Here is a 23,910-nt window from a genome sequence, read left to right on the forward strand (position 1 = left end):
CTCACTCTTATCCAAGAGCGGGGACCTGTCAGGTCATTTAGGGGGCCACCTCATTTGACGTGTTCAGTCACTTGGGACGCATCAAACCGAACAGTCGGCAGCGTCGATTTCTGGTCATGCTCACGGCCCCTGGAGAACCATCCAAAGATCATGCGCGAACACTGCTCAAAGCACCACGCGATCGGGCCATTATCAGTTGGCCAAAAGCCATTCGCCGTCACCCTCTCGGCACCACTGCACGGATGATGATTGCCTCTGACGATCGCCGTAGAAGATCGTCGAGAAGATGTTGCGACAGGTGCGGTCGCCATATGCCTGAGGCGCACTCGGCACTACGTAGCCGTTGCTACCGGCCGCGCGCCACGGTTCAGGTTGACCGGACTCGAGAGCTCGCGGGGTCGCATCGTTAATCGCACGTGCAAATTCATCGCGTAGGTCGGGTGCGCGCATCACCGGCACCGGGCGCTGATAAGTTTGCGCAGTTTGGTCGGTGACCTGCGTCTGTGTTGTGGGCTGGCTGACGCCCGTGGCATTGTCCTCAACGGCTACGTCGTCCGATGCTGCGGCCATCGGGGCTGATTGATTATCTGGTACAGCCGTGTTGCCGTCATCGGCTACCATGTTCGTGGCAGCGTTATCGATCGTGTTGACGGGTGCCGTCCCACTATGGCGAAAGAAGCTGACGATGATAGCACCGCCGATAACGATGCAGATGGCGTAGGCGATGCCCCGGACGGTATTCCTAAATTGCTGCCGACGAATACGGGCCGCACGCTGCTCGTAGCAATCCCGGCAAATTTTGAGGTGGTTCATCCGGTAGTAGGTTGAATGGCTTGATCCACTCCCAACAGTGCCACGGCTACTAAAATAGCTTCGTGACCCCTGCCGCGTTCCCGAGACCACTCGATCCGTGACCGCGGAGAGTTCGTTTCCAGGAAGCTGCACATCGCAATAGTCGCACGCACGAAGCGCGTAGGTTCCTCTCGTCATCAGCTCAAAACCCCTTTTGGTGCTTGTGCCAGCGGTCCTACCTCTGCGTCACGCAGATTTGCGTTTCTGATGGTGTATGTTGCGAAAGGGTTGCCTTTTGCAACGACTGCCGACCGGCCAGGAGATCAACGGCTTGAATGCTGTAAAAGGCTGTTGCGGAATGTCTGCTTCCCTATGAGGCGTCCCCAAAGCCGCCCGTCGCTTTTACCACCCCCTTATGGACATAGCCGCGAACGCACCGTCGAACGCGAAACCGCTGTCCTACATACCGCGTTTCGTGATCGATCGCCGGCATGGTCGCCACCCTCGTCCGCCGCTTGTCCTCGCTCGATCGCAAAACCTTGGCGCGGGGGTGTTTCCGCGCTGACGTAGCGTGTGGTTCGTCCACTTCCGATTGCGTTTGTTGCAATCGCAGTACCGCGACTCGGGGCCGGACAGCATCCGCCGCGGCCCGATCCGCCTTAGCGCAACCGCTCGATCGCCTGCGCCAGGGCAACGTACAGCTTGCCCATGTCGGACGACAGCAACGTCACCCCCAGCGGCGATCCGTCGCGTTGTGCCAGCACCGCGCGAAGCATCGCCTCGAAATCATGGATGTAGCGGTTGACGTGATCGCGGAAACCCGTGTCGTCGTCGTACAGCCGAACGATCTCGCGCGCCTCGCCCGCCTCCAGCACGCGCACCGCGCGCCGGGTGAAGACGCCGCGGTCGCCCTTCAGATACGCCGCCCAGGCGCTGTCCGAGATGTCGGGAGCCAGGATGCGCGCGACGTCGATCGATGCGGAGTTCAGCGATTCGATCAGCAGCGACACCCGGCGCGCGAAGGTATCGCGGCCCGACTCCTCGCGCTCGGCGCGGGCGTCCTCGATGCGCGTCTCTACGATCGCGGTCTGATCGACGATCGCCTGGACCTGGGTCGACAGGCGCGCGGTGGCGCGGGTCGCGGCGTCCACCGCGGCATCGGTCGCATCGCCGATCGCGCGGATCTGCCGTTCCACCGTGTCGCCCGTCGCGCGGCGCATCGCCTCGACGCTCGCCGCCTCCAGCGCGTTGGCGGCGTCCGGGATGACCGTCGCCAGCGTTTCGCGCGCCTTGTCCGCGGCGACCGCGGCGGTATCGCGCACACGCAGCAGCGCCTCGATCAGACGTGGCGCGGCGTCTTCGGCGAAGCGGTGGGTGCGGCCGATCGTCTCGTCGACCATCTGGCCGAGCGCGTCCGCCTTGCTGCGTCCTTGCGTCAGCGTATCGATCAGCGCGCTGGACAGTTGGTCGAGCGTACGACGCTGATCCGCGATGACCCCCGCGATCGCCTCGATCGCGTCGTGCGTGCTTTCCGCGGCGGTCACGAGCGCCAGCAATTCGGGTTTCGCCTGCACGACGATCGCCTTGCTGGCGGCGATGCGGGTGTCGAGCCGGTCGAGCGCATCGGGCAGCGTCTCGTCGATCTCGCGCGTGGCGGCGTCGAGCGCGATCAGCAGCGACTCGGTGGTGCCGATCGTCCGGGTCGCCATCGCATCGCCGGTGCGCAGCGCCTCGGTCATCGCATTCGCCGATCCGCCAAGCGCGCTGATCGAGGCGGCGAGGATCTGCGACCGGTCGATGCCCTGCGCGTGGAGCGCATCGAGCCGGTCCGCGGTGGCGGCGATGCTGTCGTCGAGCCCGGCGACGATCGAGTCGCCGGTGCGGCGCTGCGCGTCCAGCCGGTCGGTGATGCCGTCGACCGCGCGTTCGATGTCGGCGATCCGTTCGGCGAGCGCATCCGCGCTCGCCCGCGCGCCGCTGTCGATCATCGCCTGGTTCGCGCCGGCCATCGCCAGCATCGCGTCGCCCTGCGCCGCGATGCCCTTGCGCGCTTCGTCGATCGCGTCGGCGGTGCGGCCGAGCAGGCCGTCGACCGCGGACGACATGTCCGCAGTGATCGCCTCCAGCCGCGTGCCTGCGGTCTCGCTGGTCGCCTCCATGCGGGCGATATGCGCCGCGAGCCGCTGTGCCGTGCCGTCGGCAAGCGTCTCCGCTTCGCGGGCGCGGGTGGCCAGCGCGTCGATCTGTGCGTCGAGCGCCGCGGCCTGTTCGCCCGCGCTCAGCCCCGCCTGGTCGAGCAAGGCGGCGACGGCGCGCGTTTCGGACTGCGCATGGGGCAGCGAGGCCAGGACGATGTCGATGCTGCCCTTCGCCCCGGCGGCGGCGTCGGCCAGTCCGCGTGCGTGCAGGTCGGCTTCGGCGATCTCGTCCGCCATCCGCCGGCCGATCGTCGCCAGCCGCTCGGTCGCGACATCGCCGGTGTTCATCAATTGCGTGATCTGTTCGCCGAGCGCCTCCCGGTTCGCCGCGATCGACGCGGACATCACCGCGAGCGTGCGTTCGAGACTGGCCGCCTCGGCGCGCATCGCGCTGCCGGTGCGGGCGAAGCGGCGCGCCTCGGTTCGGCTGGTGCGAAGCGCGAGCAGCCAGATCACGCCGATGAGCGCCGGGACGACGCAGAGCGCGGCGACGAATTCGACCAGCGCGACGGCGTGCAACATGGGGATGGCGGATGCAGCCAGCCACATCATCCCGCCCAGCCAGCCGATAACGGCCAATGCGGCGACGATCGCGGCGACCGCGCGACCTGCGGGGGGGGCGTCGTCGGCGGGGTCGGCGAAGCTGCCGAGGTCGAGCGGCATCTCGGCGAAACCCCGCCCGAACCCGCCGTCGCCGGCGGATTCGGGCGGCAACGCCGGCTCGTCCCCCGCGGCCGCAGCACGGCTGCGTTCGGCGCGTATGTCCACGATCATCGAACCCCCATTCGTATCCGCAGGGCAGGTTTACCATGTTTTGTCGCCAACGTGAAACGCCGCCGAAACCATGCCTTAAGACCTGTGATCGTAGCGTCGGACGATGGCATATGATCCCGGAGCAATCGATGCGGCGCTCGCTGCCGCGGTCGGCGACGAACCCCTGCTGATCGCCGAATTGCGGCTGGCCTTCGCCGAGGGGGCGGTGAAGGCGCTGGCGTCGATGGAGGTGGCGCAGGACGCCGAGGCATGGCGGATCGCGGCGTGGCGGCTGAAGGGGTTGGCGGCGAGTTTCGGCGCGGTGCGGCTGATGGCGCTCGCCGCCGACGCCGCGTCGGGCACACCGGGCGACCGGGCATTGCTCGCGAAACTCAAGCGGACGATCGCGCGGCTCTGATCTATCGCTCGCGGATCGCTTCCCCTAACAGCCGACGATGCTCGCCGGCCTGCTCCTCGCCACCCACGATGCGGACGATCGTCCCGGCCAGCTCGCGGCGACGCTGCCGTTCGGTGGCGTCACGCTGGTCGAATATCAGGCACGGCTGCTGATCGAAGCCGGCGCGGCGCAGATCGTCGTCGTGGTGGCGCGGCTCACCCCACAGTTGATCGGTGCCATGACCCGGATCGGGCGGCGGGGCGTGGCGGTCGACGCGGTACGGTCCGCGGCGGAGGCGGTCGAGAAGCTGCACCCGCTGTCGCGGATTCTCATGCTCGGCGACGGGCTGATCACGACGGCGTCGACCGTCAGGATGCTGGCGGGCGAGGGCGGAGATGCGCTGCTGGTAGTGCCGCAGGAGGATGCGTCGCCGGGTTTCGAACGAGTCGGCGGACAACTGGCCTGGGCCGGGATCGCGCGGCTCGATCCGCGGCGGATCGTCGAACTCGCGCTGCTGCCCCGCGATTACGACGTGCAATCGACGCTGATCCGGATTGCCGCGCAGGCCCAGGCCGCAAATATCCTGCTGCCGGCAACGGCGCTGCACGACGGACATGGGATCGAACGGAGCGCGCAGGCGCTGGCGGGGCGGGGCCGGCTGGTGCTTGCGGCGATCGTGTCCGATCGGCGCGGCTGGTTCGACCGGTTCGTGGTGGCACCGATCGCCCGCCTGCTTCTGCCGCGGCTGGTCGATCGCGACGTCGCCGGCACCGCGGTCGCGGCGGGGGCCGGGATGATCGGCGCGTTCGGGCTGGCGGGTGAGGCTTTCGGGTTGGTGGTGACGGGACTGATGCTCGCCATGCTCGGTACGGTCGGACTGTCGTTCGCCGCCGCGCTGGCGCGATTGCGCGACGACGATGCGGTCGCGCGGACGGCGACGTTCGCGGCCATCGTTCTCCCGGCGGCCGCGCTGCTGCTGCTCGGTCAGATCGAAAGCGTGCGGTCGGCCGATGGTGCCGCGCGGATCTGCGCGCTGTCGCTGGTCGCATTCGCGATGCTCGGCGAACGGGCCATCGACGAGCCGCATCGCCGGATGTGGTGGGGCAAGCCTGGCGGCTATCTGCTGGTCGCGACGATCCTCACCGCGGCCGGGCTGCATCTAGTGGCGCTGGCGGCGAGCGCGCTGTACGCGACGGCGACGCTGGCGGCGGCGATCGAGGATTGTCGTTCGAAAGCCTTAGCTTGACTTTAACGACGGAGCGTTAGCATGCACGTCATGTCGGTCGAACCGGATCCTGCGAGCGCCGTCCCGGCCAATCGCACCAGCAGCGCGGCGGTGCGTGCCGAGCGTGCCCGTGCCCGTGCCGATGCCCGGCTGTCGGGCGCGATCGCGGATTTCTTCCTTCCCGAAGGCGACAGGCTGGACGAACGCACGCGCCTGATGCTGGCGCGCGTGCTGAACGGGATCGTCGCCGCGATCGAGGCGGATATCCGGCGACATGCCGCGCGGCTGCTCGTCGGCCGCGGTGCGACCGGTCGTGCGGAGACGGTGCTGGCCAGCGGCGGCGATATTGCCAGCCGGCTCGCGCAGGCCGGGCTGTTGCGCGACCGCGCGCTGATCGACGAATTGCTCGCACGCGTCCGTCACGACCTGATCGCCGACGCGCTGCCCACCGCGGTCGCCGGACCGGACGAAGCGAGCCTGATCGTCCGGCTCGCAGGCGTACCCGACACCATCGTCGCTGCGGCCGCGACTGCGCTCCTGGCCGCGGAGAGCCGGCGACGCAGCGCGAACGCCAGCGGGATCGCGGGGAACAGCGAGCTTCCCGCCGAACTCCATCACCGGATCGTGTGGTGGATCGCCGCCGGTATCCGCGAGGCGCTTGGGACCAGCGACCGCGAAACCGATCGCGCGATCGCCGACGCGGCGCAGCGGAGTCTCGCGGGGCATGACGAGGGCGAACGAGTCGATGCGGTCGCGATGCGGCTGGCGGTGGCGGTCGATGCGCGCGCGGACGAACTGGCCGGGTTGCTGATCGAGGCCATCGGCGACCGGCAATTGGCGTTCTTCGTAGCGATCATCGCCTGTGCGCTGGGCATCGGCCATGACGCGGCGCGGGCGATCGCCGTCGAACCCGACGGCGATCGCTTGTGGCTGGCGCTGCGCGCGCTCGCGCTCGACCGACCGACGATCGCGCGGATCGGGCTCGCGCTGGCGGATGCCGACCCGGCACGCGATCTCGAAGCCTTTGCCGATGCGCTCGACGATATCGCCGCGGTCGATTCCGGGGAAGCGGCGGCGGCGCTGGCCCCGCTGTCGCTCGACCGTGATTTCCGCGCTGCGCTTGCGGCGCTGGCGAGGCATCCGGCATGAACGCGATCCCCGGACAGGCGGTCGCACATGCGACGATCGATCGCGACGGGCGGCTGGTCGAGGCCGATCCTGCGATCGCAAGCCTCAACGTCCGCGCCGGCGGGACGATCGGCGCGGTGCTCGCGGTGCCTCAACTTGCGACGATCGCGCGGCTCGCCCGGCGGCTCGGTATCGTCGTATCGCGCGGTGTCGTGGTCGCGGACGACGAGGCGGATATCGATCTGTGGGTACGCGCGCAGCCGGAGGGCGATCGGGTCCGATTGTCCGCGAGCGGCTGGCGAGAGGTGCAGCCATGGCGCGGGGAATCGCACGCGAGCGGACGCGCGGCGTTCGACTTCGTTCGCGCCGGCGGCGATTGGCGTTGGGAGACCGATGCCGCACAAAGACTGACGTTCGTGACGCTGAGCGCCGGGCCGGCCTATGGGTTCGACGCACTGGCGGTCCTGGGCAAGCCGCTGACCGCGTTGTTTTCGCTGCATATCGCCGAAGGGGCGACGCCGCTACTCGGCACCTTCGCCCGACGGCGAGCGATCGATTCGGTCGCGGCGACGCTGAAAGCCAATGGGCGATCCGTTCTGCTCTCCGCGTCGGTCCGGCTCGACGATGCAGGCGGTTTTGCCGGCTATGTCGGTATCGCGCGGATGGCGGAGGATGAGGTCGCCCCGCCGCCGCCGGCCCCGCCGCCCTTGTCCGCTGCGTTCGCATCGGGGCTCGACAAGGCGTTGCGCACGCCGCTCGCGCGGATCATCGCGAACGCCGACAGCATCAACGCGCAAGCGGACGGCCCCCTTCGCCAGGATTACGCGGACTATGCCGCGGATATCGCGGGGGCGGGCCGTCATCTGCTCGGGCTGGTGGACGATCTGGTCGATCTGCAGGCGGTCGAGCGGGCGGATTTCACGCTACCTCGCGATTCGGTCGACCTTGCCGATGTCGCGCGGCGAGCGGCTGGTTTGCTTGGCGTCCGCGCGGCGAACGCTGGGGTCGCGATCGATCGGCCGCCGATCGATCTGGCGGTTCCCGCGACCGGAGACTTCCGGCGTACGCTGCAAATCCTGGTCAATTTGATCAGCAATGCGGTCCGTTATTCGCCGCGTGGATCGCGGGTGGTCGTGCAAGCGGCGGGCGATGGCGCGCTGGCGACCGTCACCGTGATCGATGCCGGCAAGGGGATCGCGTCCGAAGACCAGGCGCGAATCTTCGACAAGTTCGAACGTGTCGATACCGGCGAACCGGGCGGCAGCGGCCTTGGGCTCTACATCGCGCGGCGGCTGGCACGCGCGATGTCGGGCGATCTGACGGTAGAAAGCGCGCCGGACGCCGGTGCGTCCTTCACGCTGACGCTACCGGCGGAGACCGATCCGGCGCGCGATCAGCACCGTCATTAAACCGAGACCAGCCAGCACCAACCCGCGATAAGCCCAGGGCCGCTGGTCCAGCATGAAGCTTGACGCCGGCCAGTGGATCAGGCCGGACCCTTGGCCGATCCACAACAACCCCATCAAGGTCGCAAGCGCCCCGACCAGGATCAGGACGCCACGCAGAACGCCCATCAACGCTGACCGACAGGAGCGTATGTGCGCTGCGTCGCGCCGGTGTAGAGCTGGCGGGGACGGCCGATCTTCTGGTCGGGATCGGTGATCATTTCGTTCCACTGCGCCACCCAGCCCACGGTGCGGGCCAACGCAAACAGCACGGTAAACATCGATGTCGGGAAACCGATCGCCGACAGGATGACGCCCGAATAGAAATCGACGTTGGGAAACAGCTTCTTCTCGACGAAATAGGGATCGTTGAGCGCCATTTCCTCGAGCTGCAGCGCAACGTCGAACACGGGGTTGCTGACGTTCAGCTCCTTGAACACTTCGCGCACCGTCTGCTGCATCACGGTCGCGCGTGGATCGTAATTCTTGTACACGCGGTGGCCGAAACCCATCAGCCGGAAAGGATCGTTCTTGTCCTTTGCCCGCGCGATGAATTCGGGGATGCGGTCCGGCGTGCCGATCTCGTGCAGCATATTGAGCGCCGCCTCGTTCGCACCGCCATGCGCCGGGCCCCACAGGCAGGCGATCCCCGCCGCGATGCATGCGAACGGATTAGCCCCCGAAGAACCAGCGAGGCGCACGGTGGACGTCGAAGCGTTCTGTTCGTGATCGGCGTGGAGGATGAAGATGCGGTCCATCGCCTGCTCGATTACCGGATTGACCACATAAGGCTCGGCCGGAACGCCGAACGTCATGCGCAGGAAATTGCCGGTGTAGCTCAGCGAATTGTCGGGGTAGAGAAAGGGCTGCCCCAGGCTGTATTTATACGCCATCGCGGCGAGCGTCGGCATCTTCGCGATCAGCCGGTGGCTGGCGATCACGCGTTGTTCGGGATCATGGACGTCGGTCGAGTCATGGTAGAAGGCGCTGAGCGCACCGACCACACCGCACATAATCGCCATCGGATGCGCATCGCGGCGGAATCCGCGGAAGAAAGTCGCAAGCTGTTCGTGCACCATGGTGTGGCGCGTGATCGTCCGGCTGAAATCCTTTAGCTCGTCCGCCGACGGCAGCTCGCCGTTGAGCAACAGGTAGCAGACTTCCATGAAGCTGGATTGCTCCGCCAATTCGCCGATCGCATAGCCGCGGTGGAGCAGCACGCCCTTGTCACCATCGATGTACGTGATCTTCGACTGGCAGCTCGCGGTCGAGGTGAAGCCGGGATCATAGGTGAAGGCGTCGGTCTGGCTGTAGAATTTGCGGATATCCACGACATCCGGACCGACGGTGCCCGACAGCACGGGATATTCGAAACTGGCCTCGCCCAGGGCAATCTTCGCAGCGTCGGTCATGGCGTTCGTCCTTCCCTAAATGGCGCGCATGGCGTCGGCGATCCGACCCAGGCTTTCCTCGCGCCCGAGCAGCGCAAGGACATCGAAGATACCGGGCGACGTCTTGCGTCCGGTGAGCGCAGCACGAAGCGGTTGCGCGACCTGACCGAGCTTCACTGCCCGGTCTTCCGCCACCCGCCGCACTGCGGCTTCGAGCGCTTCCGTATCCCAGTTGTGCACTGCGTCAAGCGCGGCGTGGGCGGCGACAAGAATGATACGCGCATCGGCCGTCAGCAGTGCTGCTGCCCCTTCGTCGGGAACGAGCGGGCGGGTCGCGAACAGGAAGATCGCGCTATCCGACAGCTCGTTCAGATTGGCGGCGCGGGGTTTCAACGACGGCATCGCGCGTTCGAGCAGCGCCGCATCGGGATACCCGCCGATCCCCACCACCAACGCCGCCAGCCGCGCGTCGCCGGCCTCGCGAATATAGTGGCCGTTCAGATTCTCGAGCTTCTTCAGGTCGAAACGCGACGGCGATTTGCCGACGCCCGCCAGATCGAACCAGCGGACTGCATCATCGCGCGAAATGATCTCGTCGTCGCCGTGTCCCCAGCCGAGCCTCAACAGGTAATTGTCGAGCGCTTCCGGCAAGATACCCATCTCGTCGCGGTACGCCTCGATCCCGACCGCGCCGTGCCGTTTGGACAGTTTCGCCCCGTCCGATCCATGGATCAGCGGAATGTGCGCGTAGACCGGATCGGGCCAGCCGCCTGAGCCCTCTTGCGTCTCGATCGCGTCCATTGCGCGGATGATCGGCAACTGGCGGAACGCGTTGTTCAGGTGATCGTCGCCGCGGATGACGTGGGTCACGCCCATGTCGTGATCGTCGACCACGACCGCGAGCATATAGGTCGGCGTACCGTCCGACCGTAGCAGGACGAGATCGTCCAGTTCGGCATTCTGGACGGTAACCGTGCCCTGCACCTGGTCGTCGATCGTCGTCTCGCCGTCCTGCGGGGCTTTCAGGCGGACGACGAAGGGGCCGTCTGCGGCCTGGGTGCCGGCGTCGCGCCAGGGGCTGCGGACGCGAAGCGGTTTCTTCGCCGCCTGTGCGTCTGCCCTCATCGCAGCGAGTTCGTCGGGAGTCAGATAGCAGCGATAGGCGTGACCGTGCGCGACCATCGCATGCGCGACCGCTGCATGGCGTTCGGCCCGCGCGAACTGATAGGTGGGTGCCTCGTCGGGATCGAGCCCGAGCCAGTGCATCCCCTCGAGGATCGCGTCGATCGCCTGTTGCGTCGACCGCGCGCGATCCGTGTCCTCGATACGCAACAGGAAAGTGCCGCCATGATGGCGCGCATGGAGCCAGTTGAACAACGCGGTACGCGCGCCGCCCAGGTGCAGATATCCCGTCGGCGACGGCGCGAAACGCGTGACGACCTTGCGGCCGGTGATGTCTGGATTGCCGGCAGGTTCGGCGGCGGGTGCCCCCGTGCCGGTATCGATGGTTGCGCCCAAACGCGCGTGCTCCCAGACTGAGGATCGATGGCCAGTTCAGCCGTGGCAGCCCCTAGCATGCGTCCCCAGCGCCGACAATTCGGCGCGCGGGGGAGAATGTCGCGCGCGTATGCCGTCCTCGAAACCTGGCTCGAGGCCGAGCGTGACCAGCTTGCCTTGTGGGTGCCGGTGGCGATGGGGGCGGGGATCGCCGCCTGGTTCCTGCTGCCGGATGCGCATGACTGGACGATCGCGGCGCTGTGCTTCGCGGCGATCGCGGCCGGTGCGGCTGCGGCGGGGCGGGGCGGCCGGGCGTCCCGGGCGGTGGCGATTGCCGCACTGTCGGCGTCACTTGGACTCGGGCTGGTCTGGTCGCGTTCGGAACGCGTCGCGGCACCGGTGCTGGGCGGACCCGTGGTGGCATCGATGACCGCGCGGGTGGAGCGGATCGAGCCGCTGACGGCGCGCGATCTCGTGCGCCTCACGTTGCTGCCGCTGCCCGATGCTGCCAACGCTGGCGGCAAACCGACCGGATTGCCGCCGCGGATACGGGTCAACCTTGCGACGGCCGATACCCCGATCGGGTTGACCCCCGGGGCGGTTTTGAAACTGCGCGCGCGGTTGCTGCCCCCGCCCGAACCCGCAGTGCCCGGCGCATATGATTTTGCGCAGACCGCGTGGTTCGCGCAGATCGGCGCGACCGGACGCGGCTTCGCGCCGGTGACAATCGTGACGCCGGGCGGTGCGAGTTCCGGGCTTCGCGCCGGGCTGACGCGGATCATTACCGATCATATCGCGGGCAGCGCAGGCGGCATCGCGGCGTCGCTCGCCACCGGCGATGTGGGGTCGATCACGCAGGCGGACTCGGATGCGCTGCGCAAGGCGGGGCTTGCGCATCTATTGTCGGTCAGCGGGCTGCACATCACCGCGGCGGTCGCGGCGACGATGCTGGTCGTGTTGCGGTTGCTGGCGCTCTGGCCGTGGCTCGCGCTCAACACGCGACTGCCATTGATCGCCGCGCTGGCCGGGGCGGTGGCGGCGATCGGCTATACGTTGCTGACGGGCGCGGAGGTGCCGACGATCCGATCATGCGTGGCGGCGCTTGGCGTGCTGGTCGCGCTGGCTTTGGGGCGGCAGGCGATGACGCTGCGACTTGTGGCGGCGGGGGCGGTCGTGGTCATGCTGTTCTGGCCCGAATCGATCGCGGGACCCAGTTTTCAGCTGTCCTTCGCCGCGGTCACGTCGATCATGGCGCTTCACGAACATCCGCGGATCGCGGCGCTGTTCGGCGCGCATGAGGAGAGGAGGGCACGGCGCATCCTGCGCGAAGGCGGATCGCTGCTGCTGACGGGGATTGTCGTCGAACTGGCGCTGATACCGATCGCGGTGTTCCATTTCCACAAGGCCGGCGTCTACGGCGCGGTCGCCAACATCGTCGCGATCCCGCTGACGACCTTCGTCGTCATGCCGCTGGAGGCGCTGGCGCTATTGTTCAACACGGTCGGGCTCGGCGCGCCCTTCTGGTGGCTGACCGCCAGGTCGCTCGCGCTGTTGTTGTGGATCGCGCACATCACCGCCGCGGCACCGGGATCGGTGACCGCATTGCCCGCCATGTCGACCGGCACCTTCGCGCTGATGATGGCGGGCATGACGTGGCTCGCGCTGTGGCGGACGCGGGTGCGGTGGTGGGGGTCGGCGGCGATCGTCGTGGGTGCGTGCTGGTCGTTGACGACGCGGGCACCGGATCTTCTGGTGACGGGGGACGGCCGCCATGTGGCGCTGCGTACCGCTGACAACGGGCTGGCGCTGCTACGGGACCGGACCGGCGATTACGCCCGCGCGACGCTTGGCGAGAATAGCGGCGTGCTGGCCGAAGCGGGACTGATGTCCGACGATCCCGGCACGCGGTGCAGTCGCGACATATGCGTCGCGGACCGGATCGTCGCTGGCCGTCGCTGGCGGATCGCCGCCACGCGCAGCGCTTATCCGATGCCGATCGCGCCCTTCGTCGCCGCATGCCGCGACGCCGATATCGTGATCAGCGATCGTCGCCTGCCGCGGACCTGCACCCCGCGCTGGCTCAAGCTGGACAAGTCGATGCTTGCCAAGACCGGCGGGGTCGCGATCGTACTATCGCGCGCTACGGTCACGACGGTGGAACAGCCCGGCGACCGTCACCCGTGGCGCGACCCCATCCGGCTCAATCGTACCGGCGCAACAGCCCGGAAAGCTTACCCTGTACGCGGATCTGCGCGGGGGCATAACGCTGCGGATCATAGGCGCGGTTCGCCGGATCGAGCCGGACCATCGCCCCCTCGCGCCGGAAATATTTGAGCGTCGCCTCGCTGTCGTCGATGAGCGCGACCACGATCTCGCCGTCGCGCGCCGTCTCCGTCCGGCGGATCAGCGCATAGTCCCCGTCGAGTATGCCGGCCTCCACCATCGAGTCGCCCGCGACTTCGAGCGCGTAATGCTCGCCCGATCCGAGGAGCGCCGCGGGCACAGCGAGCATCGCACTGCCCTCGAACGCCTCGATCGGCACACCCGCCGCGATCCGCCCGTGCAGCGGAATCTCGACCACGTCATTGGCGGGCTCGGGGGCGGGGCGGATATTCGTCGGGCGGGACGGCGCGGCCTTGCGTTCCGGCCGCTCGGGCATCCGCAAGATCTCCAGCGCGCGCGCCCGGTTGGGCAGGCGGCGGATAAAGTGGCGTTCTTCCAACGCCGAGATGAGGCGGTGGACGCCCGATTTCGATTTCAGGTCCAGCGCGTCCTTCATCTCCTCGAACGAGGGCGAAACGCCGGTATCGTTGAGACGATCGTTGATGAAGCAGACGAGTTCGTGCTGTTTGCGCGTGAGCATGGCGTTCCTCCGTCCAGAACAGACGCGGAACCTATATGGAACATAAACGGCGTCGTCAAGCGACGACCAGGATTTCCGCCGAGTCGCCGCGTATCGCAGCCCGAGCACCCGCCGGCCGTACGATCAGGCAATTCGACCGTGCGAGCGTCAGCAGCATCGAACTGTCCTGGATGGCGGAGGCGTAAGCGAGCCCGTCGCGGATTTCGCCGCGCAGATAATCGGTGCGGGGGCCATTCGGGGGCAGGGCCTCCCCCAGCGTCACGCATATGGTTCGCGGCAACGGATCGCGCGCACCCGCCATATGGGCGACGAGCGGACGGACGAACAACGTCGCGGTGACGAAGGCGGAAACCGGATTGCCCGGCAGTCCCAGCACGATTGCACCCTTCAGCCGCCCGGCGATCATCGGCTTGCCGGGCCGCAGCGCGATCCGCCAGAAATCGATCGTGCCACCCGCCGCCAGCAACGCGGGACGGACGAGATCGTGATCCCCGACCGACGCTCCGCCCGTCGTCACCAGCATATCCGCATCGACCGCGGCAAAGGCGTCGGTCATCACGTCCAGCCGATCGGGCAGGATGCCGAGATCGACGATATCGACGGGGTCGTTCGCCAGCATCGCGGCCAGCATGATGCCGTTCGATTCGGGGAGCGCCATGCCGTCCGTCGCATGTCCCGCCGGCACGAGTTCGTCGCCCGTCGCGGCAATGGCTACTCGAATCCGTCGGCCGACGACGATGATCGATGCGCCGCCGGTGGCCGCTACCGCGATCCGCGCCGGGGTCATCCGCTTGCCCGTTTCGATCAGGACGGTGCCCTCGTGGAAATCCAGCCCGCGCGGGCGGACATTGCCGCCCTGCCGAACCGGCCCTTCGCCTGCCAGATGGAGCAGGGTGCCGTCGCGGTCCGCCTCTTCCTGGATCAGGACGCTGTCGCCGCCATCGGGCATCGCGGCGCCGGTGAAGATGCGCACCGCCTGACCGGGCAGCATCGCGCCCTCGAACGGTCGACCCGCCGCGCTTTCCCCCACGACATGCCAGGGCCCGGGTCGATCGGCGAAGCGAATCGCATAGCCGTCCATCGCCGACAGATCGGCGGCGGGCTGAGTCCGCCGGGCCAGGACCGGCGCATGGGTCCAGCGTCCCGCAGCCTGCGCGATCGGCAGATCCTCGCGCGAAACAAGCGACGCCATTGCGAACAGACGCGCCTGGGCATCGGCCACGGGGCGAAGTGGAGAAGCGGTGGTCATTCCGGGCCGCCTAGGCGGCTGGCGGGGCGTGGCGCAAGGTTTCTCTCTGTGATGGGGCAGCGTCGCTGTCTTGACGCGGCCCGGGATGAGTCGCACCGTCACGAATAGAGCGGAGGTGCCAATAGAGCGCCGTCGGTCAGGAGTGCGGATGATGGAACATTTCAGTCAGATCGTATGTACCTGTCTCAACCGCGGAATGAGCGACGGCGCGACGATGTTCGGATCGGGTGTCGCCATCTGCGCGTCCCTGTTTCTGGCGACCGCGCTGGGTTTCATTTGACCGGCGGACAGGTTCGGACGCTAAGGCGTCGTCCAGTCCCCCGATCGTCCGCCGCTCTTGCGCAAGAGCCGGATGCCCTCGATCGTCATGGCCCGGTCGATCGCCTTCGCCATATCGTAGATCGTGAGCAACGCGACGGTTGCGGCGGTCAGCGCTTCCATCTCGACCCCGGTGGGTCCCTCGGTCGCTGCGGTCGCGGTCACGGTGATCGCGTCCTCACCGATCGCCAGCGCGATTTCCACGCGGGACAATGGCAGCGGATGACATAGCGGGATCAGATCGCTGGTCCGCTTCGCCGCCATGATCCCGCCGACGCGCGCGACGGCCAGCACGTCGCCCTTCTTCGTCGCGCCGTCCGCGATGGCGTGCAGCGCGTCGGGGGACATCGTGATACGGCCGGTCGCAACCGCCTCGCGCCGCGTCGTCGGCTTCCCGCCGACATCGACCATGCGCGCGGCACCGTCGGCGTCCAGATGCGTAAGGCCGTTCATCCCGACAATGCCCGGGTCGCCGCTTCGATATCCTCCGCACGCATCAGCGCCTCGCCGATCAGGAAACAGCGCACGCCATGCGCAGCCATCGAATCGAGATCGGCGCGAATCGCCAGTCCGCTTTCGGCGACGAAGGTACAGCCGGCGGGTGCCTTGCCGACCAGTTCGTAGGTACGCTGAAAGTCGATCGAGAAGTCGCGGAGATCGCGATTGTTCACCCCGATCAATCGCGATTTCAGCTTCAGCGCCCGGCCCAGTTCATGCTCGTCATGCACCTCGACCAGCACGTCCATGCCGCAATCGATCGCGCACGCCTCGATCTCCGCCATCCGCGCGTCGTCCAGCGCGGCGACGATGATCAGGATCGCATCCGCGCCGATCGCACGCGCTTCGGTCACCTGCCAGGGATCGATCATGAAATCCTTGCGCAGCACCGGGATCGCGACCGCCTCGCGCGCCGCGACCAGATAGCTGTCGGCGCCCTGGAACCACGCCTCGTCGGTCAGCACCGACAGGCACGCCGCCCCGCCGGCCTGATAGGCCCGCGCATGCGCGGGCGGATCGAAATCGGCGCGGATCAGACCCTTCGAGGGGCTCGCCTTCTTGATCTCGGCGATCAGCGCATGGCCCGCTGCGGCATCGAGCGCGGCACGAAACCCACGCGGCGCGGACATCGCGGCTATGCCCGCCTCCAGACCGGCGAGCGAGGTCGTGGCTTTGCGCGCGGCGACTTCCGCGCGTTTGGTCTCGATGATGCGGTCGAGCATGTTCATCGGTAGGCGATCCACCGGTCAAGCAGCGCGGCGGCGCGGCCGTCGTCGATCGCCTCTGCCGCCGTGGCGGCACCATCGACCAATGCGTCGGTAAGACCCGCGACCACGAGGGCGGCGGCGGCGTTCAGCAGGACCGAATCGCGATACGCGCCGCCTTCGCCGCCCAGCAGTTGCCGGAGCGCCGCCGCGTTGTGCGCCGGGTCCCCGCCCCGGATCGCGGTCACGGGGTGGCGAGGCAATCCGGCATCCTCCGGCGTGACGAGCGTCGACAGATCGACCGTGCCGACCGACACCGCGACGCTCGGCCCCGCGCCCGACAGTTCGTCCAGCCCCTCCTCGCCCGACACGACCAAAGCGGCTTCGGTACCCAATTGCGCCAGAGCCTCGGCATAGAGCGGCGCATAATCGGGGCGGGCGATGCCGATCAACTGGCGCGTCACGCCGGCGGGGTTCGCCAGTGGTCCCATCAGATTGAAGATCGTCCGCCGGCCGATCCGCTGCCGGATCGGGGTGATCCGCCGCATGACCGGGTGATGATTGGCGGCGAAGAGAAAGGCGATGCCGATGTCGCGCAAACTCGCCTCGGCGGTCGCGCCCGCAATCTCCAGGTCGAGCCCCAGTGCCTCCAGCGTGTCCGCTGCACCCGCCTTGGACGAAGCGGCGCGGTTGCCGTGCTTGGCGACCGGTACGCCGCAAGCCGCGACGACCAGCGCGACGGCGGTCGAAACGTTGAGGGTGTGATGGCCGTCGCCGCCCGTTCCGCAGACATCGATCGCACCGGCCGGCGCTTCGATCGGGATCATCCGTCGGCGCAGCGCGCGCGCGGCCTCGGCGATTTCGATTGCGGTCTCGCCGCGCTCGGTCAGTCCGATCAGGAACGTCGCGATCGCATCCTCGGTCGCGTGCCCGTCCAGCATGTCGGCGAAGGCCGATCGCGCGGTTTCGTGCGACAGCGGCGACGACGGGTCGGGCAGCAGCGCGATCGTCGTCATGCCATCGCCTTCACGGGCACGCCCGCGATCGCGAGGAAATTGGCCAGCATCGCGTGGCCGTGTTCCGTCGCGATGCTTTCGGGATGGAACTGGACGCCGTGGATCGGCAGCGTGCGGTGCCGGAAACCCATGACGATGCCGTCCTCCGTTCGCGCATTGACGATCAGGTCCGCGGGCACGTCCTCGACGATCAGCGAATGATAGCGCGTCGCGGTGAAGGGTGAGGGCAGCCCGGCGAACATGCCCGTGCCGTCATGGACGATCGGCGATGTCTTGCCGTGCATCAGACCGCCGCGCACCACCTGCCCGCCGAAATACTGGCCGATCGCCTGATGGCCCAGGCACACGCCGAGCAACGGCCGTCCGGCATCGGCGCAGGCGGCGACCAGATCGAGCGAGATACCGGCCTCGGTCGGCGTGCCCGGCCCCGGCGAGATCAGGAACGCATCCGCCCCGCCGGACAGCGCCTGGCCAGCCGACATCGCATCGTTGCGCACGACCTCGACCGGCGCGCCCAGCTCCATCAGGTAATGGACCAGGTTCCAGGTGAAGCTGTCGTAATTGTCGATCACCAGGATCATGCGCGCCGCCATAGACGAAGGCGACGCAGGCGCAATGTCGCCGTTTCGCGAAATTGATGCAGACGTGTTCAGGAGGGAGCAATGCGACGTGAGAGACGTTGGGACTGTCAGGAGATTGCAGATGTTCCGTATATCATTCGCCATTGCGCTGACGGCACTGCCAGCCATGGCATCGGCCCAGACCGTTCCCGCCGCCACGACGACGGCGACGCCGGACAAACAGGCGGAGACCGGCAAGCCGCCGGAACGAATTCGCAGCGTCACGCTGGCCAATGGGCAGAAATGTCCGGAATCGACGGCGACGGACATCGTCGTCTGCTCGACGATCCCGGAACCCTATCGTATTCCCAAGACGCTTCGCGACTCCGGCCCAATTCCGGCTTCGCGTCAAAGCTGGGCGAATACCGCCGCCGAGCTGGATCATATCGGGCGCGAGGCGGGTGGTTTGCCCGATACCTGTTCGCCGGTCGGGACGGGCGGGCAGAGCGGCTGTGCGCTCCAGGCCAATCAGCAATGGGCGGCGGATCGTCGCGCCCGAGCGGCCGAGGCCAGCCAGGTCCCCTGATCCGACGATCTATTGACCGAACCCGGCACCGCCCGCACGTGTGAGCGCCTCGTGTGCAGCCGCCAGGATGGCGCCGGCCTTCGCCTCGCATTCCCGCTGCTCGCTTTCGGGTACGCTGTCGGCAACGATCCCTGCGCCCGCCTGTGCATGGATCATCCCGTCCTTCACCACCGCGGTGCGAAGGACGATGCAGGAATCCATCGATCCGTCCGGCGAGAAATAGCCGACGCCGCCGGCATACGCACCCCGGCATTCGGGTTCGAGTTCGGCGATGATCTGGCACGCCCGCAGCTTCGGCGCGCCGCTGACCGTGCCCGCCGGGAACCCGGCGAACAGCGCGTCGAGCGCGTCCTTGCCGTGCGCCAACCGCCCGACGACGTTCGAGACGATGTGCATGACATGACTATAGCGTTCGACCGTGTAGCTGTCCGTCACCCGGACGCTTCCGGGTGACGCCGACCGCCCGACATCGTTGCGTCCCAGATCGAGCAGCATCAGATGTTCGGCGCATTCCTTCGCGTCGGTCAGCAGGCTCGCGCGGTTGGCCTCGTCCTCGGCTTCGGTCCTGCCGCGCGGGCGGGTACCGGCGATCGGCCGGATCGTGACCTCCCCGTCGCGCACCCGAACCAGGATTTCGGGGCTGGAGCCGACCAGCGCGAAGCCCGGCAGGTCGAGATGGTAGAGGAACGGCGACGGATTGATCCGCCGAAGCGAACGATAGAGTTCGAACGCAGGAAGCGGAAAGGGCGTGGAAAACCGCTGCGCCAGCACGACCTGGAAGATATCGCCCGCCAGGATATAGTCCTGCGCACGCGACACCATCGCTGCGTAGCGATCGGGTGTCATCGCGGGCGTATATTCGGGCAATGGCGCATCGGTCCGGGCAGGCGGGGGCAGCGTTGCGCTCGCCAACCGGGCGGCGACGGCGTCGAGACGATCTTCCGCCGCGACGACGATGGCGGCAGGGTCGCACTCCGGATCGGGCCAGGCCGGCGCGACCATGAACAGCGCATCGGTCAACCGGTCGAACACCAATATGACCGACGGTCGCACGAACATCATGTCGGGCAGGCCCAGCGGATCGGCATCCGGCTGTGCCAACGTCTCCACGAGTCCGATCGTCTCGTACCCGAAATAGCCGACCAGACACGCCAGCGCACGTGGCAGTTCGGGTGGGACGTCGGCGGCGATCTCCGCGACCAACGCCCGAAGCGCGGCGAGCGTCGGCTGCGGGCAGGGCTCGAACGCTGCGCGATCGGTCGCCCAGTGTCGGTTGATCGTCGCCTGCTGCCCGACCGCACGGAACACCATGTCCGGCGCGAGCCCGATCAGGCTGTGCCGCCCGCGCGTCGTGCCGCCTTCGACCGATTCGAGCAGGAAATCGCCGCGCCCCGGCTCGATCAGCTTCAGCGCGGCGGCGACGGGGGTTTCGGTGTCCGCGATCGTCCGCCGCCATACGAGCGCGGGCTTTCCACCGGCGACCGCCGCGACGGCATCCGCGGTACGACTGCCGCCGCCGATCGCCGCCCCGTCAATCCCCTGAATTGGTCTGCCCCAGCAGGTCGGCGCGCACTTTCGCGACGGCACCCGGGTCGGTCTTCACGCCGACCTGCGCACGGACCGCCTTGATGAACTGCTCGACATATTCGCCGCCGACGCCGTGCCCCATGTCGCGCTGGGTCGCGGCGATGATGGCAGCGTTGCCGGCCGCGCTGCCAGGTACGACCCGATCCACCCGGACCAGAAAATAGCCGGCACCGCCGGGTGACTCCAGCATTTTCGTACTGTTCGCGGGCATCGAGAACATCAGCGCAAGCGGCGCGGGGACGGCTCGCGGGTTCGCGGCGATCTGCGCGCGCGTGGCGGTGATCGGGCGCGGGGCGGGCAGTTTCGCACCGCTGTCGGCAACGGCCTTCGCAAGCGGGGTGCCCTTGTTCGTCGCGGTGACGACCGCGGTCGCCATAACCCGCGCCGCCTGGCGCGCACGATTGGCGAGCAGATCGGCGACCACCGCCGGGCGCACGTCGCCAAGCGGGCGCGGCGCGGCGGGGACCCGCTTGCCGAGCGCGACGACCGCGAAGCCGCCGTCGGTTCCCATCGGCACCATCTGCGGCGCGTCGCCGTCCTGTGCGGCATAACCTGCGGCCACGACCTGCGCGAGCGTGGAATCGGGTTTAGCGCCGGGTATCGTCGGATCGACGCCGTTCGCGGCGAGCGCGGGGGTGGTGACCGGGGTCAGCTTGCGGTCCGCGACCACTTCGTCGAACGTCGCGTTCTTCGCCAGCGCATCGTCGATCGCATCGTGGATCGCCGCGAGCGCGACCTGCGTCTTCTGTTTCGTCAACTCGGGCAGCAGCAACGGCTTCGCCTGCTCGAGCGATTTGGCCGCGACCTGATCGATCGACTGCACCGCGGCGACGGTGAAGCCGAGCGGACCCTGGACCGGCCCGACGACCGCGCCTTTCGCCGCGGCGAACACCGCATCGGCGACCGCGGGCGAACTCGTGGCCGCATAGGCCGCCTTGTCGACATCGGACCGCATCGAGGCTTCGAGCCCGGCGGCTTTTGCGGCGTCGGTGATCGACTGCCCGCCCCTGACCTTCGCGGCGATCGCGGCGGCACCGGCCTGATCGAGCACGACGACCTGCCGGATCGTCCGGCGCTCGGTCGCGGCGAAGCGCGACGCTTGCGCCTTGTACGCCGCGGCGATGTCGGCATCGGTCGGCGTCGATCCCGCCTTCACCTGGTCGGGCGTGACGATCGCGTACCGGATCACGCGGCGCTGGGGCAGGCCGTAGCGGCCGACGTTACGCTGATAGAAAGTCGCGACCTCCGCGTCCGTCGGCGCGGGACCGGCGGGCATCGCCTTTGCGGGCACGAAGCCGATCGACCCGCTGCGCTGCTCCAGCAGCAGCGACGCATAGGGAAGCGCGAGCTGCATCGGCATCTGCGTCGCGCCCGAGGTCGGCAGGACGAGCTGCTGTGCCATCGTGTCGCGCGCAATGTCCTCACGGATACCCTGATCGGTCAAATGACGCTGGGCCAGCAATTGCTGATAGATTTGCGGCGAGAATTGTCCGGTCGCGCTTTGCAGCCCGGGGATGCTCGCGATCTGGCCGTCCACGGTGCGCTTGCTGACCGCCATTCCCTGGCTGGTCCCGAATTCGGTGAACGCCAGGCTGGTGATGAGCCGCGCGAGCGACCCGTCGAGCCCGCCCCCGTTGATGTACGTCGCCATGTCGAGCGTCGGCTGTTGCTGGCGGAAGCCCTCCATATCGCTCTGTGCGCGGCTGCGCAGCTGGGCGATGGTCACCTCGCCCTTGCCGACCCTGGCCGCGTCGTTGCCCGTCAGGCCGCCCATGCCGGTGGTGCGCAAGCCCGTCACGTCGCTGGCCGCGAACGCCAGCGCGGCGGCCCCCAGCAACACGAAGGTCACCACCAGGCCCAGTCTCGATTTGATGATGCGGCGGAAGAAACCGAGCATGAAGGTCCGTTCGTGGTTCTCGTACGTCGATCGCTTTAGGGGCGGGGCGTTCGGGCTTCAACCCGCGGCGATGCTGCGCTACCGGGTGCGGCAAGGGAGAGCGAGATGCGGCGCAAGCTGGTGGTCGGCAATTGGAAGATGAACGGTTCGCTGGCGGCGCTTGTCGAGCTGGACGCGATCGCGGCGGCGGCAGGTCGCGCGCCCGGCATCGATGTCGCGGTGGCGATGCCGGCGACGCTGATCGCGCCCGCCGTGGCGCGGATGCCGGGCTTCGCGATCGGTGCGCAGGACGTGCACCGGGACAAGAGCGGCGCGCATACCGGCTGCGTCTCCGCGGACATGGTGCGCGAGGCGGGCGCAGCCTTCACGATCGTCGGCCACAGCGAGCGGCGCACCGACCAGCACGAGACCGACGCGGACGTGAAGGCCAAGGCGGAGACCGCGCGCGGCGCAGGACTGTCGGTCATCCTGTGCGTCGGGGAGACACTGACGCAGCGCGATGCCGGCCAGGCCGAACGCGTGGTGACCGATCAACTCGCAGCGTCGCTGCCGGCCGGTGCCGCGGCGGACTGGCTGGCCATCGCCTATGAGCCGATCTGGGCGATCGGCACCGGCCGCACGCCGAGCGAGGCGGATGTCGTCCAGATGCACGGCGCGATCCGTGCTGCGCTCCGCGGTTTGCTTAGCGATGGCGGGGTTGCGATCCGAATCCTATACGGTGGGTCGGTGACGGGTGAGAATGCGGGCGTGCTGCTGCATCTGGCCGATGTTGACGGCGCGCTGGTCGGCGGTGCCAGTCTGACAGCGGCGAAGTTCGTGCCGATTGTCGGGGCGGCGGGGTAGGTAGTCGCCCGCGGATAGGCAATTGCAAGCTTTCCGGGAGCGCCAGTACCGGCGCTACATCCTTGTCCACGATGCATATCGGTGCAAAGGCCGGATACGAAACAGGGAGGAGCGTATGGAAATCAGCGGCGAGGAGCTTTCGGCATTTTTCGACCGACAATCGGAAGGTTCCAGCTTTTCTCTCAGTAAACGCGAGCTTCAACCCGTAGCGATTTTCCAGTCCATCGGGGTGCGTTGCGTCACGTCGCAGCTGCTGAAGGAGCTTGGGCGAAAGGAGCGGTCGGGACCCTTTGACTGGATTTTCAGCTTACCCCGAATGGTGATTGACTGCCTGACAGATGATTTCGGAGCATTTCTCGATCGAAACTATCATCAGCACGTTCCAATCAGCGAGCGACTCCTTGCCGACGCCAATCACGCCCACCATACCCTTTACAAGGAACGGTATAACCTATGGTTTATTTTCAATCACAGAGACCCTACCACCCTAGAAGGGTATGAGTATTATGCGAGATCGGTAGAACGGTTTAAAAAAGATTTGCAGTACCCAGATCGCAAACTTCTTCTCATGATTGGAGAACTCGATTTGATTTCTGATGAAGACTTCATTTCCGTTTGTTCTACAGTTGATGCTAAGTCGCATAACGCAGAAGTTCTAGCGATCCGGGTTAGCGCGCCGTCCCCGACGCGTGAGATTTCCGTTTCACTTCGCTCGACGTTGGAAGTCGGACAGCATAGGCTCATCGACTATTCATCCAGGGGACAAATGGGCGGTATTCGCTTCGAAGACGCTTTCGACGAGTTTATCGTCAAATCGCTGGTATCGGAATATGCCGTATTGGAAACAGCGGCATCGGCTTGAGGTACGGCGTCGTGTGCTTCTGCGAGGACAATAATTCGCTGTCCTACATCCCGCATCCTGTGATCCGCTCCTCGCATGGCATCGACCTCCTCCCGGCTTCG

At 67.3% G+C, this 23,910-nt stretch carries 21 protein-coding genes and 1 pseudogene; 9 read left to right on the top strand and 13 right to left on the bottom strand.

Going from position 1 to position 23,910, the window contains the following annotated elements:
• Positions 1 to 192: 192 nt before the first annotated feature.
• Complete coding sequence (locus ACFE7D_RS03520; RefSeq protein ID WP_375394049.1) at positions 193 to 813, bottom strand: hypothetical protein; 621 nt, start codon at positions 811 to 813, stop codon at positions 193 to 195.
• Between the two features lie 638 nt (positions 814 to 1,451).
• On the bottom strand, positions 1,452 to 3,764 hold the full coding sequence (locus ACFE7D_RS03525) for a hypothetical protein (protein WP_375394050.1): 2,313 nt from the start codon (positions 3,762 to 3,764) through the stop codon (positions 1,452 to 1,454).
• Between the two features lie 103 nt (positions 3,765 to 3,867).
• On the opposite strand from ACFE7D_RS03525, the gene ACFE7D_RS03530 reads away from it, so the two are divergent.
• From ACFE7D_RS03530 to ACFE7D_RS03545, 4 genes are read left to right on the top strand one after another with little or no spacing between them, the layout of a single operon-like run.
• Complete coding sequence (locus ACFE7D_RS03530; RefSeq protein WP_375394051.1) at positions 3,868 to 4,161, top strand: Hpt domain-containing protein; 294 nt, start codon at positions 3,868 to 3,870, stop codon at positions 4,159 to 4,161.
• A gap of 37 nt (positions 4,162 to 4,198) precedes the next feature.
• On the top strand, positions 4,199 to 5,386 hold the full coding sequence (locus ACFE7D_RS03535; RefSeq protein ID WP_375394052.1) for a hypothetical protein: 1,188 nt from the start codon (positions 4,199 to 4,201) through the stop codon (positions 5,384 to 5,386).
• A 30-nt stretch (positions 5,387 to 5,416) separates the two neighbouring features.
• A complete protein-coding gene (locus ACFE7D_RS03540; protein ID WP_375394053.1) occupies positions 5,417 to 6,514 on the top strand; it encodes a DUF2336 domain-containing protein in 1,098 nt (365 codons plus the stop codon).
• The gene (locus ACFE7D_RS03545) at positions 6,511 to 7,902 is read left to right on the top strand and encodes an ATP-binding protein (protein WP_375394054.1); all 1,392 of its coding nucleotides are present in this window, start codon (positions 6,511 to 6,513) and stop codon (positions 7,900 to 7,902) included. The genes ACFE7D_RS03540 and ACFE7D_RS03545 overlap by 4 nt, the downstream gene beginning before the upstream one ends.
• On the opposite strand, the gene ACFE7D_RS03550 is transcribed toward ACFE7D_RS03545, so the two are convergent.
• From ACFE7D_RS03550 to gltX, 3 genes are read right to left on the bottom strand one after another with little or no spacing between them, the layout of a single operon-like run.
• On the bottom strand, positions 7,858 to 8,067 hold the full coding sequence (locus tag ACFE7D_RS03550; protein ID WP_375394055.1) for a hypothetical protein: 210 nt from the start codon (positions 8,065 to 8,067) through the stop codon (positions 7,858 to 7,860). The two genes, ACFE7D_RS03545 and ACFE7D_RS03550, sit on opposite strands and share 45 nt — an antisense overlap.
• On the bottom strand, positions 8,067 to 9,350 hold the full coding sequence (locus tag ACFE7D_RS03555) for a citrate synthase (RefSeq protein WP_375394056.1): 1,284 nt from the start codon (positions 9,348 to 9,350) through the stop codon (positions 8,067 to 8,069). The genes ACFE7D_RS03550 and ACFE7D_RS03555 overlap by 1 nt, the downstream gene beginning before the upstream one ends.
• A 15-nt stretch (positions 9,351 to 9,365) precedes the next feature.
• Positions 9,366 to 10,847, bottom strand: coding sequence for a glutamate--tRNA ligase (gene gltX / locus ACFE7D_RS03560; protein ID WP_375394057.1), 1,482 nt, complete (start codon positions 10,845 to 10,847; stop codon positions 9,366 to 9,368).
• Positions 10,848 to 10,943: 96 nt separating this feature from the next.
• Here gltX and ACFE7D_RS03565 point away from each other — a divergent pair.
• A pseudogene (locus ACFE7D_RS03565) lies at positions 10,944 to 13,013 on the top strand (ComEC/Rec2 family competence protein); the annotation flags it as partial.
• A 13-nt stretch (positions 13,014 to 13,026) separates the two neighbouring features.
• Here the strand turns inward: ACFE7D_RS03565 and lexA are convergent.
• Both lexA and ACFE7D_RS03575 read right to left on the bottom strand, forming a co-directional pair.
• Positions 13,027 to 13,689 (bottom strand): transcriptional repressor LexA, encoded by a 663-nt coding sequence (lexA, locus tag ACFE7D_RS03570; protein WP_375394058.1) that lies wholly within the window; start codon positions 13,687 to 13,689, stop codon positions 13,027 to 13,029.
• Positions 13,690 to 13,744: 55 nt separating this feature from the next.
• Entirely contained in the window at positions 13,745 to 14,938 is a 1,194-nt protein-coding gene (locus ACFE7D_RS03575) for a molybdopterin molybdotransferase MoeA (protein ID WP_375394059.1), read from the bottom strand.
• Positions 14,939 to 15,089: 151 nt separating this feature from the next.
• Between ACFE7D_RS03575 and ACFE7D_RS03580 the strand changes: the two genes are divergently transcribed.
• A complete protein-coding gene (locus tag ACFE7D_RS03580) occupies positions 15,090 to 15,218 on the top strand; it encodes a hypothetical protein (protein WP_375394060.1) in 129 nt (42 codons plus the stop codon).
• Positions 15,219 to 15,238: 20 nt separating this feature from the next.
• Here the strand turns inward: ACFE7D_RS03580 and moaC are convergent, their stop codons facing one another.
• From moaC to ACFE7D_RS03600, 4 genes are read right to left on the bottom strand one after another with little or no spacing between them, the layout of a single operon-like run.
• The gene (gene moaC / locus ACFE7D_RS03585; protein WP_375394061.1) at positions 15,239 to 15,709 is read right to left on the bottom strand and encodes a cyclic pyranopterin monophosphate synthase MoaC; all 471 of its coding nucleotides are present in this window, start codon (positions 15,707 to 15,709) and stop codon (positions 15,239 to 15,241) included.
• Positions 15,706 to 16,482, bottom strand: a complete 777-nt coding sequence (trpC, locus tag ACFE7D_RS03590; protein ID WP_375394062.1) for an indole-3-glycerol phosphate synthase TrpC — start codon at positions 16,480 to 16,482, stop codon at positions 15,706 to 15,708. The genes moaC and trpC overlap by 4 nt, the downstream gene beginning before the upstream one ends.
• A complete protein-coding gene (gene trpD / locus ACFE7D_RS03595; protein ID WP_375394063.1) occupies positions 16,479 to 17,474 on the bottom strand; it encodes an anthranilate phosphoribosyltransferase in 996 nt (331 codons plus the stop codon). Before trpD ends, trpC begins: the two co-directional genes overlap by 4 nt.
• Positions 17,471 to 18,055, bottom strand: coding sequence for an anthranilate synthase component II (locus ACFE7D_RS03600; protein WP_375394064.1), 585 nt, complete (start codon positions 18,053 to 18,055; stop codon positions 17,471 to 17,473). The genes trpD and ACFE7D_RS03600 overlap by 4 nt, the downstream gene beginning before the upstream one ends.
• A 121-nt stretch (positions 18,056 to 18,176) precedes the next feature.
• Between ACFE7D_RS03600 and ACFE7D_RS03605 the strand changes: the two genes are divergently transcribed.
• Positions 18,177 to 18,620 carry a hypothetical protein gene (locus ACFE7D_RS03605; RefSeq protein WP_375394065.1) on the top strand — a complete coding sequence of 148 codons (444 nt, stop codon included), beginning with the start codon at positions 18,177 to 18,179 and terminating at the stop codon, positions 18,618 to 18,620.
• A gap of 9 nt (positions 18,621 to 18,629) precedes the next feature.
• On the opposite strand, the gene ACFE7D_RS03610 is transcribed toward ACFE7D_RS03605, so the two are convergent.
• Both ACFE7D_RS03610 and ACFE7D_RS03615 read right to left on the bottom strand, forming a co-directional pair.
• The gene (locus ACFE7D_RS03610; RefSeq protein WP_375394099.1) at positions 18,630 to 20,141 is read right to left on the bottom strand and encodes an anthranilate synthase component I family protein; all 1,512 of its coding nucleotides are present in this window, start codon (positions 20,139 to 20,141) and stop codon (positions 18,630 to 18,632) included.
• Positions 20,142 to 20,151: 10 nt separating this feature from the next.
• Positions 20,152 to 22,104, bottom strand: a complete 1,953-nt coding sequence (locus tag ACFE7D_RS03615; RefSeq protein WP_375394066.1) for a peptidyl-prolyl cis-trans isomerase — start codon at positions 22,102 to 22,104, stop codon at positions 20,152 to 20,154.
• Between the two features lie 105 nt (positions 22,105 to 22,209).
• Here ACFE7D_RS03615 and tpiA point away from each other — a divergent pair, with 105 nt between their 5' ends.
• Together tpiA and ACFE7D_RS03625 are read left to right on the top strand one after the other, a co-directional pair.
• Positions 22,210 to 22,947: a triose-phosphate isomerase gene (gene tpiA, locus ACFE7D_RS03620; RefSeq protein WP_375394067.1), complete on the top strand. Its 738-nt coding sequence runs from the start codon at positions 22,210 to 22,212 to the stop codon at positions 22,945 to 22,947.
• 115 nt (positions 22,948 to 23,062) lie between these two features.
• Positions 23,063 to 23,809, top strand: coding sequence for a hypothetical protein (locus tag ACFE7D_RS03625; protein ID WP_375394068.1), 747 nt, complete (start codon positions 23,063 to 23,065; stop codon positions 23,807 to 23,809).
• The last annotated feature ends 101 nt before the right edge of the window (positions 23,810 to 23,910 follow it).

Origin of the sequence: uncultured Sphingomonas sp., assembly GCF_964244235.1 — a bacterium.
Taxonomy (GTDB): Bacteria; Pseudomonadota; Alphaproteobacteria; order Sphingomonadales; family Sphingomonadaceae; genus Sphingomonas.

Coding starts and splice junctions, on each gene's coding strand:
- ACFE7D_RS03605 (WP_375394065.1), top strand. CDS start 18,177: ATGTTCCGTATATCATTCGCCATTGCGCTGACGGCACTGCCAGCCATG.
- ACFE7D_RS03575 (WP_375394059.1), bottom strand. CDS start 14,938: ATGACCACCGCTTCTCCACTTCGCCCCGTGGCCGATGCCCAGGCGCGT.
- ACFE7D_RS03520 (WP_375394049.1), bottom strand. CDS start 813: ATGAACCACCTCAAAATTTGCCGGGATTGCTACGAGCAGCGTGCGGCC.
- ACFE7D_RS03555 (WP_375394056.1), bottom strand. CDS start 9,350: ATGACCGACGCTGCGAAGATTGCCCTGGGCGAGGCCAGTTTCGAATAT.
- ACFE7D_RS03525 (WP_375394050.1), bottom strand. CDS start 3,764: ATGATCGTGGACATACGCGCCGAACGCAGCCGTGCTGCGGCCGCGGGG.
- tpiA (WP_375394067.1), top strand. CDS start 22,210: ATGCGGCGCAAGCTGGTGGTCGGCAATTGGAAGATGAACGGTTCGCTG.
- ACFE7D_RS03550 (WP_375394055.1), bottom strand. CDS start 8,067: ATGGGCGTTCTGCGTGGCGTCCTGATCCTGGTCGGGGCGCTTGCGACC.
- ACFE7D_RS03535 (WP_375394052.1), top strand. CDS start 4,199: ATGCTCGCCGGCCTGCTCCTCGCCACCCACGATGCGGACGATCGTCCC.
- ACFE7D_RS03625 (WP_375394068.1), top strand. CDS start 23,063: ATGGAAATCAGCGGCGAGGAGCTTTCGGCATTTTTCGACCGACAATCG.
- lexA (WP_375394058.1), bottom strand. CDS start 13,689: ATGCTCACGCGCAAACAGCACGAACTCGTCTGCTTCATCAACGATCGT.
- trpD (WP_375394063.1), bottom strand. CDS start 17,474: ATGACGACGATCGCGCTGCTGCCCGACCCGTCGTCGCCGCTGTCGCAC.
- trpC (WP_375394062.1), bottom strand. CDS start 16,482: ATGAACATGCTCGACCGCATCATCGAGACCAAACGCGCGGAAGTCGCC.
- ACFE7D_RS03545 (WP_375394054.1), top strand. CDS start 6,511: ATGAACGCGATCCCCGGACAGGCGGTCGCACATGCGACGATCGATCGC.
- ACFE7D_RS03540 (WP_375394053.1), top strand. CDS start 5,417: ATGTCGGTCGAACCGGATCCTGCGAGCGCCGTCCCGGCCAATCGCACC.
- ACFE7D_RS03615 (WP_375394066.1), bottom strand. CDS start 22,104: ATGCTCGGTTTCTTCCGCCGCATCATCAAATCGAGACTGGGCCTGGTG.
- moaC (WP_375394061.1), bottom strand. CDS start 15,709: ATGAACGGCCTTACGCATCTGGACGCCGACGGTGCCGCGCGCATGGTC.
- ACFE7D_RS03530 (WP_375394051.1), top strand. CDS start 3,868: ATGGCATATGATCCCGGAGCAATCGATGCGGCGCTCGCTGCCGCGGTC.
- ACFE7D_RS03580 (WP_375394060.1), top strand. CDS start 15,090: ATGGAACATTTCAGTCAGATCGTATGTACCTGTCTCAACCGCGGAATG.
- ACFE7D_RS03600 (WP_375394064.1), bottom strand. CDS start 18,055: ATGATCCTGGTGATCGACAATTACGACAGCTTCACCTGGAACCTGGTC.